This is a genomic window from Streptomyces tubercidicus (assembly GCF_027497495.1).
Classification (GTDB): domain Bacteria; phylum Actinomycetota; class Actinomycetes; order Streptomycetales; family Streptomycetaceae; genus Streptomyces; species Streptomyces tubercidicus.
Genome location: NZ_CP114205.1, coordinates 2,551,444 through 2,568,563, shown reverse-complemented (window position 1 = coordinate 2,568,563; position 17,120 = coordinate 2,551,444). Strand labels below are relative to the sequence as shown.

General features: G+C 72.1%; 13 protein-coding genes. 4 read left to right on the top strand and 9 right to left on the bottom strand.

Going from position 1 to position 17,120, the window contains the following annotated elements:
- Positions 1 to 8 precede the first annotated feature (8 nt).
- The 7 genes from STRTU_RS35945 to mce form a co-directional block, all read right to left on the bottom strand.
- Positions 9 to 1,505, bottom strand: coding sequence for an ABC transporter permease (locus STRTU_RS35945; protein ID WP_174878841.1), 1,497 nt, complete (start codon positions 1,503 to 1,505; stop codon positions 9 to 11).
- Complete coding sequence (locus tag STRTU_RS10790) at positions 1,502 to 2,785, bottom strand: ABC transporter ATP-binding protein (RefSeq protein WP_159743345.1); 1,284 nt, start codon at positions 2,783 to 2,785, stop codon at positions 1,502 to 1,504. Before STRTU_RS10790 ends, STRTU_RS35945 begins: the two co-directional genes overlap by 4 nt.
- A gap of 365 nt (positions 2,786 to 3,150) precedes the next feature.
- Positions 3,151 to 3,924, bottom strand: coding sequence for an ABC transporter permease (locus STRTU_RS10785; protein WP_159743344.1), 774 nt, complete (start codon positions 3,922 to 3,924; stop codon positions 3,151 to 3,153).
- Between the two features lie 3 nt (positions 3,925 to 3,927).
- Complete coding sequence (locus STRTU_RS10780; protein WP_159743343.1) at positions 3,928 to 4,953, bottom strand: ABC transporter ATP-binding protein; 1,026 nt, start codon at positions 4,951 to 4,953, stop codon at positions 3,928 to 3,930.
- A gap of 156 nt (positions 4,954 to 5,109) precedes the next feature.
- Complete coding sequence (locus tag STRTU_RS10775; protein ID WP_042148816.1) at positions 5,110 to 6,048, bottom strand: coiled-coil domain-containing protein; 939 nt, start codon at positions 6,046 to 6,048, stop codon at positions 5,110 to 5,112.
- Positions 6,049 to 6,161: 113 nt separating this feature from the next.
- Positions 6,162 to 10,412 carry a polarized growth protein Scy gene (gene scy, locus STRTU_RS10770; protein WP_159743342.1) on the bottom strand — a complete coding sequence of 1,417 codons (4,251 nt, stop codon included), beginning with the start codon at positions 10,410 to 10,412 and terminating at the stop codon, positions 6,162 to 6,164.
- Positions 10,413 to 10,620: 208 nt separating this feature from the next.
- Entirely contained in the window at positions 10,621 to 11,061 is a 441-nt protein-coding gene (mce, locus tag STRTU_RS10765; RefSeq protein WP_159743341.1) for a methylmalonyl-CoA epimerase, read from the bottom strand.
- Between the two features lie 173 nt (positions 11,062 to 11,234).
- Between mce and STRTU_RS10760 the strand changes: the two genes are divergently transcribed.
- Together STRTU_RS10760 and meaB are read left to right on the top strand one after the other, a co-directional pair.
- A complete protein-coding gene (locus tag STRTU_RS10760; protein ID WP_159746828.1) occupies positions 11,235 to 12,410 on the top strand; it encodes an acetyl-CoA C-acetyltransferase in 1,176 nt (391 codons plus the stop codon).
- Between the two features lie 85 nt (positions 12,411 to 12,495).
- Complete coding sequence (gene meaB / locus STRTU_RS10755; RefSeq protein ID WP_159743340.1) at positions 12,496 to 13,455, top strand: methylmalonyl Co-A mutase-associated GTPase MeaB; 960 nt, start codon at positions 12,496 to 12,498, stop codon at positions 13,453 to 13,455.
- A gap of 57 nt (positions 13,456 to 13,512) precedes the next feature.
- Here meaB and STRTU_RS10750 read toward each other — a convergent pair whose 3' ends face one another.
- Complete coding sequence (locus STRTU_RS10750) at positions 13,513 to 14,214, bottom strand: PepSY domain-containing protein (protein WP_159743339.1); 702 nt, start codon at positions 14,212 to 14,214, stop codon at positions 13,513 to 13,515.
- A 110-nt stretch (positions 14,215 to 14,324) separates the two neighbouring features.
- Between STRTU_RS10750 and STRTU_RS10745 the strand changes: the two genes are divergently transcribed.
- Positions 14,325 to 15,041, top strand: coding sequence for a response regulator transcription factor (locus STRTU_RS10745; protein WP_159743338.1), 717 nt, complete (start codon positions 14,325 to 14,327; stop codon positions 15,039 to 15,041).
- Between the two features lie 4 nt (positions 15,042 to 15,045).
- Positions 15,046 to 16,446: a sensor histidine kinase gene (locus STRTU_RS10740; protein WP_159746827.1), complete on the top strand. Its 1,401-nt coding sequence runs from the start codon at positions 15,046 to 15,048 to the stop codon at positions 16,444 to 16,446.
- An 86-nt stretch (positions 16,447 to 16,532) separates the two neighbouring features.
- Here STRTU_RS10740 and STRTU_RS10735 read toward each other — a convergent pair whose 3' ends face one another.
- The gene (locus STRTU_RS10735; RefSeq protein WP_159743337.1) at positions 16,533 to 17,009 is read right to left on the bottom strand and encodes a MarR family winged helix-turn-helix transcriptional regulator; all 477 of its coding nucleotides are present in this window, start codon (positions 17,007 to 17,009) and stop codon (positions 16,533 to 16,535) included.
- Between the last annotated feature and the right edge of the window lie 111 nt (positions 17,010 to 17,120).

Sequence of the window (17,120 nt, the reverse complement as noted above, 5' to 3'; positions counted from 1 at the left end):
CTGTTGACCTAGACGTCGCGCTTGTTGATGACCGCGTACGCGGACCCGAGGGCGACGGCCGCCAGGCCCGTGACGATCCAGAGGGGCTCCCAGCCGGACGGGCCGGAGCTGGTGAGGCCGGCGTCGTACATCGCGTTGAGCTGGCTGGGGAGCGCGTACTCCAGCAGCCAGGTCTGGATGTCCTTGAGGCTGTCCGCCTGCATGAAGATCGCCAGCACCAGCGGCAGCAGATAGACGCCGGTCATCAGGGTGATCCCGCCCGCGGAGTGGCGCAGCAGGGCGCCGACGGCCAGCGAGAGCAGACCGATCATGGCGGCGAAGAGGCTGACGCCCACCGTGGCCTTGAGCCATTCCGCGCCGGTCGGCGTGCTCTCGGCCATGTCGCCGAGCATCGCGTTCTGCGCGATGGCCACCACGGTCGTGCACACCAGGGTGATGACGAAGCTCAGGGCGAAGAAGACGATCGCCTTGGCGGTCAGGATCCGGCCGCGGGCCGGGCACGCCGTGAGGGTGGTGCGGATCATGCCGGTGCTGTACTCGGAGGAGATCACCAGCACGCCCAGCGTGATCAGCGGGAACAGGCCCATCATCATGCCGAAGGTGCCGAAGCTCAGCGCCGAGTCGGGGCCGAGCGAATCGCTGTGCCCGGCGATGAGCGCGGCCGCCAGCAGGCCGATGCCCACGATCAGGACGATCATCACGCCCAGCGTCCACATCGTCGAGCGCACCGAGCGGATCTTGATCCACTCGGAGAGCAGCGCATTGCCGAGGTGGGTGGGGCGCATCGGGATGGACGAGACATAGCCGCCCGCGCCGGCGTAGGCCTGTTGGGGGTGCGGCGGGGCCGGCGGCTGCGGGGCCTGGGGCTGAGCCGGTGCTGGTGCCGCTGCCTGGGGCTGTGCCGGTGCCGGTGCTGGTGCCTGGGGCTGGGCCGGCGCCGGGGCCGGGGCCTGGGGCGGCCCCTGGAGCATCATCGTCCCCGCGTCCTTGCCCGGCCCGTGCGCCGCGAGCGGCCGCGGCTCGGGGTGCTGCTGCTGTGCCTGGAGCATCATCGTGCCGGCTCCCCTGCCCGGGGACGGCTGAGCGGGGGCCGGGCCCTGGGGCTGCTGGGCGGGTGCCTGCCCGTTCTGGTCCTGGCCCTGAGGCGCCTGCCCCTGAGGCGCTTGCCCCTGGGCGGGCGCCGGGCCCTGCCCCTGGGCCTGGAGCATCATCGTGCCCGCTTCCTTGGCGGGCGCGGGCTGCTGGGGCGCGGACTGGGCCTGCAGCGTCATCGTGCCGGGTTCCCTGGCAGGCGCGGGCTGCTCCGGTGCGGGCTGCTGCTGACCCGACTGCTGCTGGCCGGGCTGCTCCTGGGCGGGCGGCATCTGCGGCGGCTGCCCCTGCGGGGGGTGCGGTGCAGCGGGCGGCATCGGCGGCGCGGCCGGCATCGGCTGCTCGTGTGCGCCGGTGTCGTGGGATCCGCGCTCAGGCTGCGGCTGGGGCTGCGGCTGCTGAGGGCTGGTCATCGGGCGTCCTCGGGGTGGGGCGTGGGAAGGTCGGCGGGGGCGGCGGGCGGCATCGGCGCCGCGGGCTGTTGCCCGTACGGGTGAGGCGCGCCGTATGGCTCAGGTCCCCCGTACGGGTGACCTTGAGCGGGCGGCGGATAGCCCGGCCCGGGGGCGGCCCCCGGCGCCTGCTGGGCATACGGGTCCTGCGCGGCGTACGGATTCGGCTGCCCCTGCAGGGGCATACCGGCCGGAACCTGACCGGGGACTCCAGCCGGAACCTGACCGGGCATGCCCGGCTGACCGGGCGGGAACCCCGGGCCGCCCGCGTACCCCTGCGGGGCGTACCCGGCGGGGGCCTCCTGCAGACCGGCCCGCGCGTCGGCCGTCGAGCGGTAGTCCACGGCGCCCTGCGTCATCTGCATATACGCCTCTTCCAGGGACGCCTGGTGCGGCGACAGCTCCCACAGCCGGACGTCGGCCTGATGCGCGAGCTCGCTGATACGGGGGAGCGGCAGCCCGGTCACCCGCAGCGCACCGTCCGGCTCGGGCGTGGTCTGCCCGCCCGCCTCACCGATCGCGGCGGTCAGCTTCTCGCGCTGCTCCGGCTCGGTGTCCGGGGTGCGGACCCGGGCGAAATCGGCGGAGTTGGCCGAGATGAAGTCCTTCACGGACATATCCGCCAGCAGCTGCCCCCGGCCGATCACGATCAAGTGCTCGGCGGTGAGCGCCATTTCGCTCATCAGATGCGAGGAGACAAAGACCGTACGGCCCTCGCTCGCCAGCTGCTTCATCAGATTGCGCACCCACAGGATGCCTTCGGGGTCGAGCCCGTTGACCGGCTCGTCGAAGAGCAGCACCTGCGGATCACCGAGCAGCGCCGCCGCGATGCCCAGGCGCTGGCCCATGCCGAGCGAGAAGCCGCTGGAGCGCCGGCCCGCGACGTCCTGCAGGCCGACCACGCCGAGCACTTCGTCGACCCGTCGGGCCGGAATGCCGGACGCCTGGGCCAGCGACAGCAGATGCTGACGCGCACTGCGCCCACCGTGCACGGCCTTGGCATCGAGCAGCGCGCCCACCTGGCGCGGCGCGTTGGGGAGGTGGCGGAAGGGACGGCCGGCGATGGTGGCCCGCCCCGAGGTCGGTGCGTCCAGACCCAGAATCATGCGCATCGTCGTGGACTTGCCGGAGCCGTTGGGCCCCAGGAAGCCGGTCACCGTACCCGGCCGCACCTGGAACGACAGGTTGTACACGGCCGTCTTGGCGCCGTAGCGCTTCGTCAGGCCGACTGCCTCGATCATTCTCCGCCCCTCGCAGATGGTCGGGGCAGAGGCGCCCTCGTACCCCCGTGAGGGTAATGAGGCTATCCGGCCATTGACGGTTCCCGTCAATCGCCACAGGTGACCCCCAAACCACGCCCGCCCCACCCACGTTTCACTTCTCCCCCCACGGGAGGGGACGGGCCGGAGGGGCCTGGTGTGTGGACGTAAAGCGAAGCAGTCCACACACCAGGCCCCGGAGGCCCGTCACCGCACCCCATCAGCCCCGCGCAGCGGCACCGCCCGCCGCAGGCGCCGCGGCCAGGGCACCGCGAAGCGGGCAACAAACGCCGAGCAACCCTCATGGCGGCAAAGCCAAAAACGTGGGCCGAAACCCAAGCGCAGCGCTACGCGTCGCGTTTCTTCAGCAACACGAACCCGCAGATCAAGGCCACCACCGTCCAAGCGATCATGATCCCCAGCCCACCCCAAGGCCCATACGGCACCTCGTCGTTGGCCGGTGCGACCACCTGCATGATCTTCGAGCCGGCCTGGTCCGGCAGATAGCGGCCGATCTTCCGGGTCGCCGAGACATTTCCGAGAATGTTCGAGATCAGGAAGAAGAACGGCATCAGAATGCCCAGCGAGAGCATCGGGCTGCGCAGCATCGTGGCGACCGCCATCGAGAACAGCGCGATCAGCGTCATATAGAGCCCGCCGCCGATCACCGCGCGCAGCACACCCGGATCGCCGAGGTGCGCCCGGAGGTCACCGAGCACCGACTGCCCGGCGAAGAACGTCGCAAAGCTGGTGGCGAGACCGACGACGAAGACCAGCGCGGTGGCCACCAGCAGCTTGCAGAACAGAAAGGTGCCGCGCTGCGGTACGGCGGCCAGCGAGGCGCGGATCATGCCGGTGCTGTACTCGTTCGAGACCACCAGCACCCCGAAGACGATCATCGCCAGCTGGCCCAGCCCCATCCCGGCGAAGCTGATGTTGGTGGCGTCGAAGGCCAGCCGGTCCCGGGCCGGCATCGAGCCGAAGTCGTTGCCGGCCAGGGTGCAGATCAGCACGCCCAGCCCGATGGTGACCACCACGGCGATGCCCAGCGTCCACACCGTGGACCGCACCGACCTGATCTTGGTCCACTCCGACCGAATGACCTGCCCAAGCGCCGCCATCCGTCAGCTCCTCTTCTTCTGCCAGTCCGCGCCCCAGCCGGTCGGCTGCGGTTCGCCCGGCCGTGCGCCGGCCGGCTGCGGTTCTCCCGGAGGCCGTGCCCCGGCCTGCGACGGCAGTGGTTCGCCGTCGTGCGCGTGATACTCCACCGACTCCGCGGTCAGCCGCATGAACGCCTCCTCCAGGGAGGCTTCCTGGGGACTGAGCTCATGCAGCACCAGCTGATGCCGGGCGGCCAGTTCGCCCAGCCGGTCGGCGGGCACTCCGTCGATCTCCAGCGACCCGTTGCTCACGGCCTTCGCGTCGATGCCCTCGCCGTGCAGCAGATCCAGCAGTTTCTCCCGCTGCGGGGAGCGCATCCGGACGTACGACCGGGAGTTCTGGTGGATGAAGTCCTTCATCGAGGTGTCAGCCATCAGCCGGCCCTGCCCGATCACGATCAGATGCTCGGCGGTCAGCGCCATCTCGCTCATCAGATGCGAGGAGACGAAGACCGTACGGCCCTGGCCGGCGAGGTTCTTCATCAGATTGCGGATCCAGTGGATGCCCTCGGGGTCGAGCCCGTTGACCGGCTCGTCGAAGAGCAGCACCTGGGGGTCGCCGAGCAGCGCCGCGGCGATACCGAGCCGCTGGCTCATCCCGAGCGAGAAGCCCTTCGAGCGCTTCTTGGCGACGGCGCTCAGCCCGACGGTGTCCAGCACCTCGGCGACCCGTTTGCGGGGAAGGCCGTTGCTCTGCGCCAGACACAACAGATGGTTGGCGGCGCTCCGGCCGCCGTGCACGGCCTTCGCCTCCAGCAGCGCGCCGATGGAGGTGAGCGGGTCCTTGAGCTGCCGGTAGTGCTTGCCGTCGATCCGGACCGTCCCCGAGGTGGGGTTGTCCAGGTCGAGCATCATCCGCATGGTCGTCGACTTGCCCGCGCCGTTCGGGCCGAGGAAGCCGGTGACGATCCCGGGCCGCACGGTGAACGTGAGGTGGTCCACGGCGACCTTGTCGCCGTAATGCTTGGTCAGCCCGTCGAGCTCGATCATGTACTGCACGCTAGGCGGCCCCGGTGGCCCCTGCCACCGGGGCGGGGCCGCCCGGCTGACCCCCCGTACGCACCGCGCCCCCGCAACGCCTCAGAGGCGTTACGGGGGCGCGCGACAGCTGTGCGCAGCGGAACCTGCCGGCGATAGCTGGGGGAGTCAGCGGCTCTGCTGGGCGGGGACGCCGCGGGTGACGGTCTCGTCCTCGCCGGGGGCGCCGGCCGCGGCCACCGCCGCACCGGTCAGCGTCGCCAGCATTTCCCGGACGTTGGTCAGCTGGGCGTTGATCGAGTCGCGGCGGTTCGTCAGCGCCGCCAGCTCACGCTCGGATTCGCTGCGGATCCGGTCCGCCTTGGCGTTGGCGTCCGCCACGATGTCCTCGGCCTGGCGCTGCGCGGTCTCCACCGTCTGGCGGGCCCGGCGCTCCGCGTCCGTACGCAGCTTCTCGGCCTCCAGGCGGAGCTGCTCGGCGCGGTGCTCGATCTCCGCGAGCCGCTTCTCGGCCTTGGCCTGACGCGAGGCCAGGTCACGCTCGGACTGCTCACGGCGCTTGGCGAGATTGGTCTCGAAGTCCGCGGCGGCCTGCGCGGCCTTGGCGCGGGTCTCCTCGAAGAGGGAGTCCGCCTCCTCGCGCTTGGACTGCGCGTCCTTCTGCGCCTCGGCGCGCAGGGTGGCCGCCTCACCCTTGGCCTTCTCGACGATCCGGGCGCCCTCGTCCTCCGCCTTCGCCTTGCGCTCGGAGGCGAACGACTCGGCGTCGTTACGGACCTGCTGGGCGGCCGACTCGGCCAGCTCACGGTGCTGCTCGGCGGCCCGACGGGCCTCCTCGCGCAGATCCTTCGCCTCCTCCTCGGCGAGCCGGAGGATCTTCTCCACACGCGCACCTAGGCCCGCGTAGGACGGTTCGGCGTCATTGACCTGCGCCTGGGCGTTCTGCGTTTCGAGGTGCAGCTCCTCGATCCGCTTTTCCAGCGACGTGATGCGGGCCAGCGCGCTGTCGCGGTCGGCGACGAGCTTCGTAATGCGGTCGTCCACCTGACCGCGGTCGTACCCACGCCGCACGAGCTCGAAGCCGAAGGGGGAGGAAGTGTCGCTCATGGGGTTCCTGTCGAAGAGACCGGTGAGGTGATAAAGAGAATCCTAGGGGTCACAACGGCGTGTCATCGAGTGATTGCCCGTTTGATCTGGAGAATGACCCCTCATTTGAGTGGCTACCCCTCAGACTGCTTGCCACTCGAACGAGTTGCACCCGCTCCTGCGGCCGCCTTCACGCCGCCCCCCTTGCCGTCCCCGCCCCCGCCGGGTGCCTCGAACGATTCCAGCGCTTCCAGAACGTCCTGAACGCGGGAGATTTCGGCGTTGATGTCCTCCCGGCGGCGCACCAGCATCTCCAGTTCCCGCTTGCCCTCGTCCACGATCCGGGTGGCCTCCGCCTCGGCCTCGCCGCGCATCCGCTCCGCGTCGCGCACCGCCGCGGCCTTCTTGTTCTCGGCCTCCTTGATCAGGCCCTCGGCCTTCTTCACCGCCGAGATCCGGACCTTGCTCGCCTCGCTGTTCGCGTCCGCCACCATCCGGTCGGCCTTCTCCTCGGCCTCCACCTGCTGCGCGGTGGCCTGCGCGATGAGCTTGTCGACCCGCTCGCCGGCGTTCTTCATCGTCTCCGCCGACTCCCGGCGGGCCCGCTCGTGCAGCTCCTCGACCTCGGACTCGATCCGCTGGCGCAGCTCCTCGGCGCGGTCCCGGATGCCGGTGGCGTCCCGGCGGGCCTCCTCCAGCATGGTGTTCGCGTCCGTACGGGCCTTCTCCACCCGGGCATTGCCGTCGGACGTCGCCTCCGCGACCAGCCGCTCGGCCTCCTTGCGGGCCGCCCCGACCATCGTGTCGGCCTGCTCCTCGGCGACGGTGGCCGCCTTGAGCGCCTCCTCCTGGGCCTTGGTGACGAGCTGGTCCGCCTGCTCGGCCGCGTCCCCGCGGCGCTTGGCGGCGTCCTTGCGCGCCTCGTCCAGCAGTCGGTCGGCCTCCTGCTGGGCCTCTGTCCGGGTCTGCTCGGCCGCCGCCTCGGCGTCCTCCTTGAGCTGCGCGGACTCGTTACGGGTGCGGTTGGCGTGCTCCTGCGCGGCGGTGACCGTCTCGGCCGCCTCCGCCCGCAGCCGGTCCGCCTCCGCGGTGGCCGTCGCGAGCATCCGGTCCGCCTGCTCCCGGGCGTCGGCCCGGGTACGGTCCGCGTCCCGCTCGGCGTCCGCGGTGGTCTCCGCCGCCTCCGTGCGCAGCCGCTCGGCCTCGGTCGCGGCCTCCGACATCAGCTCGTCGGCCTGCTCCGCGGCGTCCGAACGCGTCTTGTTGGCCGCCTTGCGCGCCTCGTCGCCCGTACGGTCCGCGTCCTTGCGGGCCTCCTCCAGCACCTCGGCCGCCTCGGCCCGCAGCCGCTCCGCCGCCTCGGTCGCCTCCGCGGTCAGCCGCTGCGCCTGCTGTTCGCCCTCGGCGCGCAGCTGATCGGCGGCCTGCTGGGCCTCCTGGACCGTACGGTCCGCGTCGTCCTGCGCCGAAGACGTCAGCTCGGTGGCCTCGGTGACAATCCGTTCGGCCTCCGCACGCGCCTCGGTGACCAGCCGGTCCGCCTGCTCCGCGGCGTCCGAGCGCATCCGGTTGGCGTCGTTGCGCGCCTCCGCGCGGGCCCGTGCCGCGTCCTGCTCGCCGGCCGCCAGCGCGTCCGAGGCGTCGGTACGCAGCTGCTGCGCCTTGGCCGTGGCGTCCGCCACCAGCTTCTCGGCCTGCGCGGTCGCCTCCGACACCAGCCGGTCGGCCTGTTCGGTGGCCTCGGTCCGCGCCGTGTCGGCGTCGCGGCGCGCCGCGTCCAGCAGCCCGGCCGCCTCGGCGCGCAGACCGTCGGCCTCCTCGATGGCCTCGGAAACCGCCCGCTCCGCGAGGGACTTCGCGTCCTCCGCGGCCTCCTGCGCCTCCGCACGGGTCCGCGCCGCGTCCTCCGAGGCGCGCTCCCGCTCCTCGTAGGCGTCCTTGCGGATACGGTCCGCCTCGTCCTGCGCCTCGGCCCGGGTGCGCTCCGCGGCGTGCTCGGCCGCCGACCGCAGCCCGGCGATCTCCTCGCCGGCCGTCTCGTGCAGCCCCGCGACCGAGTCCCGCACCTGCTGCGCGGTCGCCTCGGCCGCCGCCACCAGCTCGCCCGACCGCCGGTCCGCCTCCTCGACCAGCCGCTGGGCCTCTTCCTGCGCCTCGCCCACCCGCGTACGGGCCGACGCCAGCAGCTCCTCGCTCTGCTCGCGCGCCGCGGTGCGCTCCTGGTGGGCCTCCTCCCGGGCCTCACCCAGCAGCTGCTCGGCCTCCCGGCGCCGCCGCGCGGCCTCCTCCTGGGCGGCGGCCAGCGCCTGCGCCGCCTCCGCGCCCGTACGCTCGGCGGCCGTGGCCGCCTCGGCACGGACCCGGTCCGCGGTCTCCTGCGCCTCCGCCTTGAGCCGCTCCGCCTCGGCCGACGCCTCGGCGCTCAGCCGTCCGGCCACCGACTCGGCCTCGGCGCGCGCCGCCGACGCGTCCGAAGCGGCCTCCTCGCGCAGCCGCTCGGCCTCCTCCTCGGCCTGCTGCTGCAGCATCCGGCGCCGCTCGGCCGACTCCGCCTTCAGACGGGCCGCGTCCTCCTGCGTCTCCCGGCGCAGCCGCTCGGCCTCCGCGCGGGCGTCGCGCAGTGACCGCTCGGCGGCGGTGACCTTCTCCTCCGCCTCGCTGTGCAGCCGGTCCAGTTCGTCCTGTGCCTCGGCGCGCCGCTCCTCGGCGGCCTGTTCGGCCTCCGCGCGCAGCCGTGCGGCGGACTCCTCGGCCTCGGTGGTCACCATCTCCGCGGCCTGGGCGCCCTCGGTGAGCAGCTCCTCGGCCTCCGAACGGGCCCGCTCCAGCGCCTCCTCGGCCTGCCGGCGCAGCGCGGAGGCCCGCTCGATGGCCTCCGTCCGGACCCGCTCGCTCTCCGTGACGGCGCCCGAACGGGTCTCCTCGGCGTCGGACTTGGCCTTCGCCAGCAGCTCCTCGGCGGTCCCGGCCGCCTCCTCGATCTGCCCGACCGCCTCCCGGCGCGCCTCACCGCGGATCCGCTCGCCCTCGGCGACCGCGTCCGCGCGCAGCTGCTCCGCCTCACCGCGCAGCCGCCGCGCCTCCTCCTGGAGTTCGACGGTCTTGGCGCGGTACTCCTTGGTGTCGTCCTTCGCGGCGCCCTTGAGCTGCGCCACGGTGTCGTGGGCCTCTTCGCGCAGCCGGTCCGCCTCGGACTCGGCCTCCTTGCGCAGCCGTTCGGCCTCCTCAGCGGCGGCCTTGGTGGTGGCCTTGGCGTCCTCCGACGCCTTGGTCAGCACCTCCTCGGCGCTGCGCGCGGCCTTCGCCAGCTGCGCCGCGGAGTCCTCCGCGACCTTGGACCGGGCGGTCTCCTGCGCCTCGGCGACCAGCCGCTCGGCCTCCGCGCGGGCGTCCGACCGCAGTTGCTCGGCCTCGGCCTTGAGCGCCTCGGCCTCCTTGGTGGCCTCACCGACCAGCCGGGCGATCTCCGCCTTGGCCGTACGGGTGCGCTGCTCGTTGTCCGACTCGGCCGCCGTCAGCCGCTTGGTGGCGCTCTGCTGCGCCTCGTCGACCAGCTTCTCCGCCTCGGCGCGCGCCTCGCGCAGCGCCTTGTCCGCCTCCTGGACCCGGGCCTCGGCGGTACGGGTCAGCTCCGCGGCCTGCCGGCGGGCCTCCTCCGACTCGCTGCCGACGCTGGTCCGCAGCTGCTCGGCCTGGTCGGTGGCCTCCTGGGCCTGGCTGGAGGCGGCGTTCAGCAGCCGCTCGGCGTCCGTACGCGCCCGGCGCAGGATGCTTTCCGCTTCGGTGCGGGCCTCCGCGGCCTCGGTGCCGAGCCGCTCCCGGGCCTGTTCGGCGAGCCGCTGGGCCTCGGCCCGCGCGGCGGCCATCGCCTGCTCGGCCTCCCTGCGGGACTCCTCCATGAGCCGGCGGGCCTGCGACTCCGTGCGGGCACGCAGCTGTTCGGCCCAGGCCACGTTCTCGTTGACATGCGATTCGACGGTCTGCCGGCGCTCGTTGAGCTCCTCGTCGAGCCGCTGGCGGCGGGTGACCGCCTCGGCGTGCAGCTCGGCCTCCAGCCGGGACTGCCGCTCGGCCTGCTCCTGCAGCAGCCGCTGGGTCTGTGCCCGTGCCTCGCGCAGCTCACGCTCGGCATCGGTACGCAGCTGGTCCGCCTGGATCTGCGCATTGCGCAGCAGCTGTTCGGCCTGATGACTGACGTTGTCGTAGGCAGGGCGGGTCGCGAGGTTGCGGCGCGCCTCATGGAGCTTGGCGCGCAGCACCTCGACCTGATAGCCGAGGTCGTCGGCGTGCTGAACGGCCTTGTCCCGCTCCGTTTTCAGCCGCTCCATCTCGGCCTCGAACTGCGAGAGGTGGTCGTCAGCCTCGTAGCGGTCGTTGCCCCGCACTGCGCGGTCCCATCCGTCCCCTGGTCATGGTGGCGGCCTTCTCCGGTCCTGCGGCGCTCGTCCCGTACACGTCACGTCGTACCGGACTCACGCCCATCGGAGCTGACCCTTCCGAAGAAATGGTGTCAGATCATCGGCAGGGTATGGACCGAGCCCCACTCCCTTACCCCGGCCGAAGGTGCACTCTACCGGCCGGGGAAGGTGAAGGTCAGTGCTCCGTCGCGGCGGGCGGTGCCGCGGTGACGAGTTCGGTGAGCACTCCGTGACAATCCTTGGGGTGCAGGAAGGTGATCCGGGACCCCATCGAGCCGGTCCTGGGCTCGTCGTAGAGCACCCGGACGCCCTTGCCCCGGATGGCCTCGGAGTCGCCGTCCACATCCGCCGTGCCGAAGGCGATGTGGTGCACCCCCTCGCCGTTCTTGGCAAGCCACTTGCCCACCGCGGAGTCCTCGCGGGTGGGCTCCAGGAGCTGCAAATACGAGGCGCCGCCGTCCGACGTCTCATTGATCTTGAGCATGGCTTCCCGGACCCCCTGCTCCTCGTTGACCTCGGTGTGGAACACCTCGAAGCCATACGTGGCACGGTAGAACTCGACAGTCTTGTCGAGGTCGAAACAGGCGATCCCGATGTGGTCGATTCGCGTCAGCATGCCTCCAGTGCACCGCCCGCACGGCTGGTTACGCAACGTGCGCGCGATCACACCCGCTTCCCGGTGACCCGGCGCGTACCGCTCAGTACATTGACCGGAACCCTCGTTAACTTCCCTGCAAAGGAAGGCCGCACCGCATGTCTGCAACGAACGGCACGAACGGCAGCACCTCAGTGATCGTGGCGGGGGCGCGCACCCCCATGGGCCGGCTCCTGGGATCGCTGCGGACCTTCTCCGGCGCCGACCTGGGCGCCGTCGCCATCAAGGCGGCACTGGACCGGGCGGGCATCGGCGGCGACCAGGTGCAGTACGTGATCATGGGCCAGGTGCTCCAGGCCGGGGCGGGGCAGATCCCGGCACGTCAGGCCGCCGTCAAGGCCGGGATCCCGATGAACGTCCCCGCGCTGACCGTCAACAAGGTCTGCCTGTCCGGCCTCGACGCCATCGCGCTGGCCGACCAGCTCATCCGCGCGGGCGAGTTCGATGTCATCGTCGCGGGCGGCCAGGAGTCCATGACCAACGCCCCGCACCTGCTCCCGAAGTCCCGTGAGGGCTACAAGTACGGCGCGGTCGAGATGCTCGACGCGATGGCGCACGACGGCCTCACGGACGCCTACGAAGGCATCGCCATGGGCGAGTCGACCGAGAAGCACAACACCCGTTTGGGCATCGCCCGACCGGAGCAGGACGAGATCGCCGCGCGCTCCCACCAGCGGGCCGCCGCCGCCCAGAAGAACGGGCTCTTCGAGGCCGAGATCACCCCCGTGGAGATCCCGCAGCGCAAGGGCGACCCGGTGCTCTTCAGCAAGGACGAGGGCATCCGCGGCGAGACCACCACGGAGTCGCTCGGCAAGCTCCGGCCGGCCTTCGCCAAGGACGGCACGATCACCGCGGGCACCTCCTCGCAGATCTCCGACGGCGCCGCCGCGGTCGTCGTCATGAGCAAGGCCAAGGCCCAGGAGCTGGGCCTGGAGTGGATCGCCGAGATCGGCGCGCACGGCAATGTCGCGGGCCCGGACAACTCGCTCCAGTCCCAGCCCTCCAACGCCATCAACCACGCCCTGAAGAAGGACGGCCTGGCCGTTGACGATCTTGACCTGATCGAGATCAACGAGGCGTTCGCGGCGGTCGCCGTGCAGTCCATGAAGGACCTCGGGGTGTCGCCGGAAAAGGTGAATGTCAACGGCGGCGCCATTGCGCTGGGTCACCCGATCGGGATGTCCGGCGCCCGGATCGTGCTGCATCTCGCGCTGGAACTGCGCCGGCGGGGCGGTGGCGTGGGTGCCGCCGCGCTGTGTGGCGGTGGCGGCCAGGGCGACGCGCTGATCATCCGCGTACCGGGTAAGTAAGCGAGAGCCCGTACGCCCGGTGCGTACGGGCGGGCCGAATCGCGTACGAGATGGTGTACGAGCGAGCCGAAGGAGCCGAGCGGCGATGGTGGACGTCCCCCAGCTGGTGGAACAGGCCCGGCAGGGCCGGCCGAGGGCCGTGGCCCGGCTGATCTCCCTCGTGGAGGGGGCGTCACCGGAGCTGCGGGAGGTGATGGCGGCGCTGGCGCCGCTCACCGGCAACGCCTATGTGGTCGGGCTGACCGGCTCGCCCGGCGTGGGCAAGTCCACCACCACCTCCGCGCTGGTGACGGCCTATCGCAAGACGGGCAAACGGGTCGGTGTGCTCGCCGTCGACCCGTCCTCCCCGTTCTCCGGCGGCGCGCTCCTCGGCGACCGGGTCCGGATGAGCGAACACGCCTCCGATCCCGGCGTCTACATCCGCTCCATGGCCACCCGCGGCCATCTGGGCGGCCTGGCGTGGGCCGCGCCCCAGGCGATCCGTGTGCTGGACGCGGCGGGCTGCGATGTGGTCCTCGTCGAGACGGTCGGCGTCGGCCAGTCCGAGGTGGAGATCGCCTCGCAGGCCGATACGAGCGTGGTGCTGCTCGCGCCCGGCATGGGCGACGGCATCCAGGCGGCCAAGGCCGGAATCCTGGAGATCGGCGATGTCTACGTCGTCAACAAGGCCGACCGGGACGGGGCCGACGCGACCGCCCGGGAGCTCAACCACATGCTGGGGCTGGGCGAATCCCGTGCCGCGGGCGACTGGCGGCCGCCGATCGTCAAGACCGTCGCGGCGCGGGCCGAGGGCGTCGACGAGGTCGTCGAGGCGCTGGAGAAGCACCGGGCCTGGATGGAGGAGCGGGGCGTCCTCGCGCAGCGGCGGCGGTCCCGGGCGGCGCACGAGGTCGAGACCATCGCGGTGACGGCGCTGCGGGAGCGGATCGGTGATCTGCGGGGGGATCAGCGGCTGGATGCGTTGGCCGAGCGGATCGTTGCCGGTGAGACGGATCCGTATCGGGCGGCGGATGAGCTGGTCGACGGGCTGACGAACGGGGGCTGACAGCCGAAGGCCCCGCCCACGGTGCGGTGGGGCGGGGCCTGATGAGGGCGGCGGAGGTCAGTCGTCCGCGCCGTCGTTGTCGTCGGCGTCGTCGGTGTCCTGGGCCGCCACGGCGCTCGGCTTGGCGGACTGCGGGTCGACCAGGAACGTGTGCTCCTTGCCGTCCTGGGTGATCGTCTCGACCTCCCAGACGGACTTGCCGCCGTCGTTGTCGTCCAGTTCGACGGAGGTCACGGTGCCGTGCGAGGCGGCGCTACGGGCCGCGGTGGCGGCGTCGGTGCGGGCGTTCTGAAGGGCGGCGCGCTCGTCGGCGTCGTCGTCATCGTCCTGGTCGATGTGCTGGTTCAGCACCCGTGCGTTGCCGGCGTCGAGGGTGATCTCGTGCCACTTGCCGTCCTTGCCCAGCACATCCGCCTCCCAGACCAGGCCGGAGCGGTCCGCGTCCAGGTCGAGGCCGGACACGGTGCCGGGGACGGCCTTCAGGGCGGCGGCCGCGGCGTCCGGCGCGGAGACCTTGGCGACGCGGGCCTCGCGGAGGTCCTGGTGGGCGTCGTCGTCCTGCATACGGATGCTGGAGGCGCCGTCCTTCACCTGGGCGGTGCCGGGGGCTCCCGCGTCGTGGCCGGCCGACTGCGCCGAGACCGGGGCGCCGGAGCGGGCGCCGCCGGAGGCGTCGTTGCTGACCGCGACGGCGGTGACCGTACCGCCGGCGACGAGGGCGGCCGCGGCGGCGGTGGCGATGATCAGTTGGCGCTTCATGTGTGTTCTCCCCTTGCGATCGGCTGTGTCCACACACTCGCCGAACGAAGCTGAAGCGGACCTGAAGGTGCCTGAAGGGGGCTTCAGGAAGGGAATGGCATGGTGAGCGCATGCACCCGCACGTCACGCAATTCCGTCCGCCCGGCCCCGCCGCACACCGTCCCCACCGGCTCCTGCTCGTGGAGGACGAGAAGCGGCTGGCCCTGTCACTGGCCAAGGGGCTGATGGCCGAGGGCTATGCGGTCGATGTGGTGCACGACGGTCTGGCGGGGCTCCACCAGGCGGGTGAGCAGAGCTACGACCTGATCGTGCTCGACATCATGCTGCCGGGGATGAACGGCTACCGCGTGTGCGGTGCGCTGCGGGCGGCCGGCGACGAGGTGCCGATCCTGATGCTGACCGCCAAGGACGGCGAGTACGACGAGGCCGAGGGGCTGGACACCGGCGCCGACGACTATCTGACCAAGCCGTTCTCGTATGTGGTGCTGGTGGCACGGGTGAAGGCGCTGCTGCGGCGGCGTGGCCGGACCGCGCCGCCGGTGCTGCGGGTGGGGGCGCTGGCCATCGACCAGGGGGCACGGCGGGTCGAGCGGGACGGCGCCGAGGTGGCGCTGACGACGAAGGAGTTCGCCGTGCTGGAGCAGCTGGCGCTGCGGGCGGGCGAGGTGGTCTCCAAGGCGGAGATCCTGGAGCACGTCTGGGACTTCGCCTACGAGGGCGATGTCAACATCATCGAGGTGTACGTGAGCGCGCTGCGGCGCAAGCTCGGTGCCGGGCACATCGTGACGGTGCGCGGTGCCGGATACCGGCTGGTGGCGGGTGAGTAGCGTGCTGGGCTCCGTACGGGCCAGGGCGGCGGCGGGGGCGACCGTGGTGGTGGCCCTGGCACTGATCGCGGCGGGGACGGCGGTGCTGCTGGTGCTGCGCGGCAATCTGCAGAACCAGGCCCGGCTGCAGGCCCAGGTCGCGGCGCACGAGGTGGCCGTGCAGATCGCGACGGGGACGCCGTACGACAAGCTCGAACTCCCGGACGGCGACGACCATCCGGTGGTGGTCACCGCTGAGGACGGGCGGGTACTGGCGGTCGGCGAGGACGTGCGGGCCGTCGACGGCAAGCGGGTGGCCGCCTCCCAGGGCAAGGGGACCGTCGTGCCGTCGGCGGAGGACGAGGACGGCGACGAGGACGAGGGGGCGCTCAAGCCGGGCGAGGTCGATGAGGACGTCACGTACCGGGACGGGACCGCGGAGGTCGACGGGACGGTGGCCGACTACCGGTTCGCCGTGATCCAGGCCAAGGACGGCCGCGGCGCGGAGGCGACGGTGCGGGCGGGGGCGGAGCTGGCGCCGGAGCAGGACGCCGTGGCCTCGGTGCGGGACGCCATGCTGATCGGGCTGCCGCTGCTGCTCGTGGTGGTGGCGGGGGTGACCTGGCTGGTGACCCGGCGGGCGCTGCGGCCGGTGGAGGGGATCCGCGGGGAGATGGCCGCGATCACGGCGAGTACGGATCTGAGCCGGCGGGTGCCGGTGCCGCCGTCGAAGGACGAGATCGGCCGGCTGGCGCGGACGACCAATGAGACGCTGGCGGCGCTGGAGTCGGCGGTGGAGCGGCAGCGGCGGTTCGTCGCGGACGCCTCGCACGAGCTGCGCAGCCCGATCGCGAGTCTGCGGACGCAGCTGGAAGTGGGGGTGGCGCACCCGGAGTTGCTGGATGTGCCGGGCGCGGTGGAGGACACCGTGCGGTTGCAGCGGCTGGCGGCGGATCTGCTGCTGCTGGCCCGGCTGGACGCGGGGGAGCGGCCGTCCGAGGCCCGGGTCGATCTGGCGGCGATGGTGCGCGAGGAGAGTTCGCAGCGGGTCGCGGACCGGATCCCGGTGCGGGTCGGGGAGCTGGCGGGCGGGGAAGTGGCCGGGTCCCGCAGCCAGTTGGCGCGGGTGCTGGGGAATCTGCTCGACAATGCGCAGCGGCATGCCGTCGCGTCCGTGCGGGTGGCCGTGGTGCGCGAGGGGGAGTGGGCGGTGCTGCGGGTCGAGGACGACGGGCCCGGGGTGCCGGAGAGTGAGCGGGAGCGGATCTTCGAGCGGTTCGTACGGCTCGATGACGCGCGGGCCCGGGACGACGGCGGGGCCGGGCTGGGGCTGGCCATCGCGCGGGATGTCGCGGTGCGGCACGGCGGTTCGCTGGGCGTGCGCACGGGGTCGGTGTTCGAACTGCGGCTGCCGGTGGCGGGCTGAGAGCACGGCGGCCGGGGCGGTGGGGCCTCGAAACGGTGGGGGCCCGGACGGCGGGCCTCGGCCCGGTCGGGGCCGAGGCCGGCCGGTCAGAGGCCGCCGCGCTCCTTGCGGAGGTGTTCGGCCACCGGCGTGAGCGAGCTGCGCAGCGCCTGGAGGTTCTCGGTGGTGAAGAGGTCGATGAAGTGCTTGCGGACCGAGGCGACGTGGTGCGGGGCGACCCGGCGCATGGTGTCCCAGCCCTCGTCCGTGAGGACGGCGTAGAGGCCGCGGCGGTCCGACTCGCAGCTCTCACGGCGCACCAGACCGGCGTTCTCCATCCGGGTGATCTGGTGGGAGAGACGGCTCTTGGACTGCAGGGTGCTGGTTGCCAGGTCGCTCATCCGGAGGCGTCGGTCCTCGGCCTCGGAGAGGTTGACCAGGATCTCGTAGTCGTTGTTCGTCAGGCCGAACGGCTGCAGATCGCGTTCGAGTTGGTGCATCAGCAGCCTGCTGACATCGAGGTGGGTGCGCCAGGCACACTGCTCCTGGTCGGTCAGCCAGGGGGTGTCGCTGTCGGTCGTCATGGAGTGAATTCTACCCGTAAAAGTTGAATAGTGAATTAATCATGCCGGGGGTGGCGCCTCGTCCGGCGGGGGCCGGTGGTTGGTCAGACGTTCGAGGTCACCGTCCGCAGA

What these genes read in the sequence shown, in the direction of transcription:
- STRTU_RS35945 (WP_174878841.1), bottom strand. Translation starts at nt 1,505, where the DNA reads ATGACCAGCCCTCAGCAGCCGCAGCCCCAGCCGCAGCCTGAGCGCGGA.
- STRTU_RS10790 (WP_159743345.1), bottom strand. Translation starts at nt 2,785, where the DNA reads ATGATCGAGGCAGTCGGCCTGACGAAGCGCTACGGCGCCAAGACGGCC.
- STRTU_RS10785 (WP_159743344.1), bottom strand. Translation starts at nt 3,924, where the DNA reads ATGGCGGCGCTTGGGCAGGTCATTCGGTCGGAGTGGACCAAGATCAGG.
- STRTU_RS10780 (WP_159743343.1), bottom strand. Translation starts at nt 4,953, where the DNA reads ATGATCGAGCTCGACGGGCTGACCAAGCATTACGGCGACAAGGTCGCC.
- STRTU_RS10775 (WP_042148816.1), bottom strand. Translation starts at nt 6,048, where the DNA reads ATGAGCGACACTTCCTCCCCCTTCGGCTTCGAGCTCGTGCGGCGTGGG.
- mce (WP_159743341.1), bottom strand. Translation starts at nt 11,061, where the DNA reads ATGCTGACGCGAATCGACCACATCGGGATCGCCTGTTTCGACCTCGAC.
- meaB (WP_159743340.1), top strand. Translation starts at nt 12,496, where the DNA reads ATGGTGGACGTCCCCCAGCTGGTGGAACAGGCCCGGCAGGGCCGGCCG.
- STRTU_RS10750 (WP_159743339.1), bottom strand. Translation starts at nt 14,214, where the DNA reads ATGAAGCGCCAACTGATCATCGCCACCGCCGCCGCGGCCGCCCTCGTC.
- STRTU_RS10745 (WP_159743338.1), top strand. Translation starts at nt 14,325, where the DNA reads ATGCACCCGCACGTCACGCAATTCCGTCCGCCCGGCCCCGCCGCACAC.
- STRTU_RS10735 (WP_159743337.1), bottom strand. Translation starts at nt 17,009, where the DNA reads ATGACGACCGACAGCGACACCCCCTGGCTGACCGACCAGGAGCAGTGT.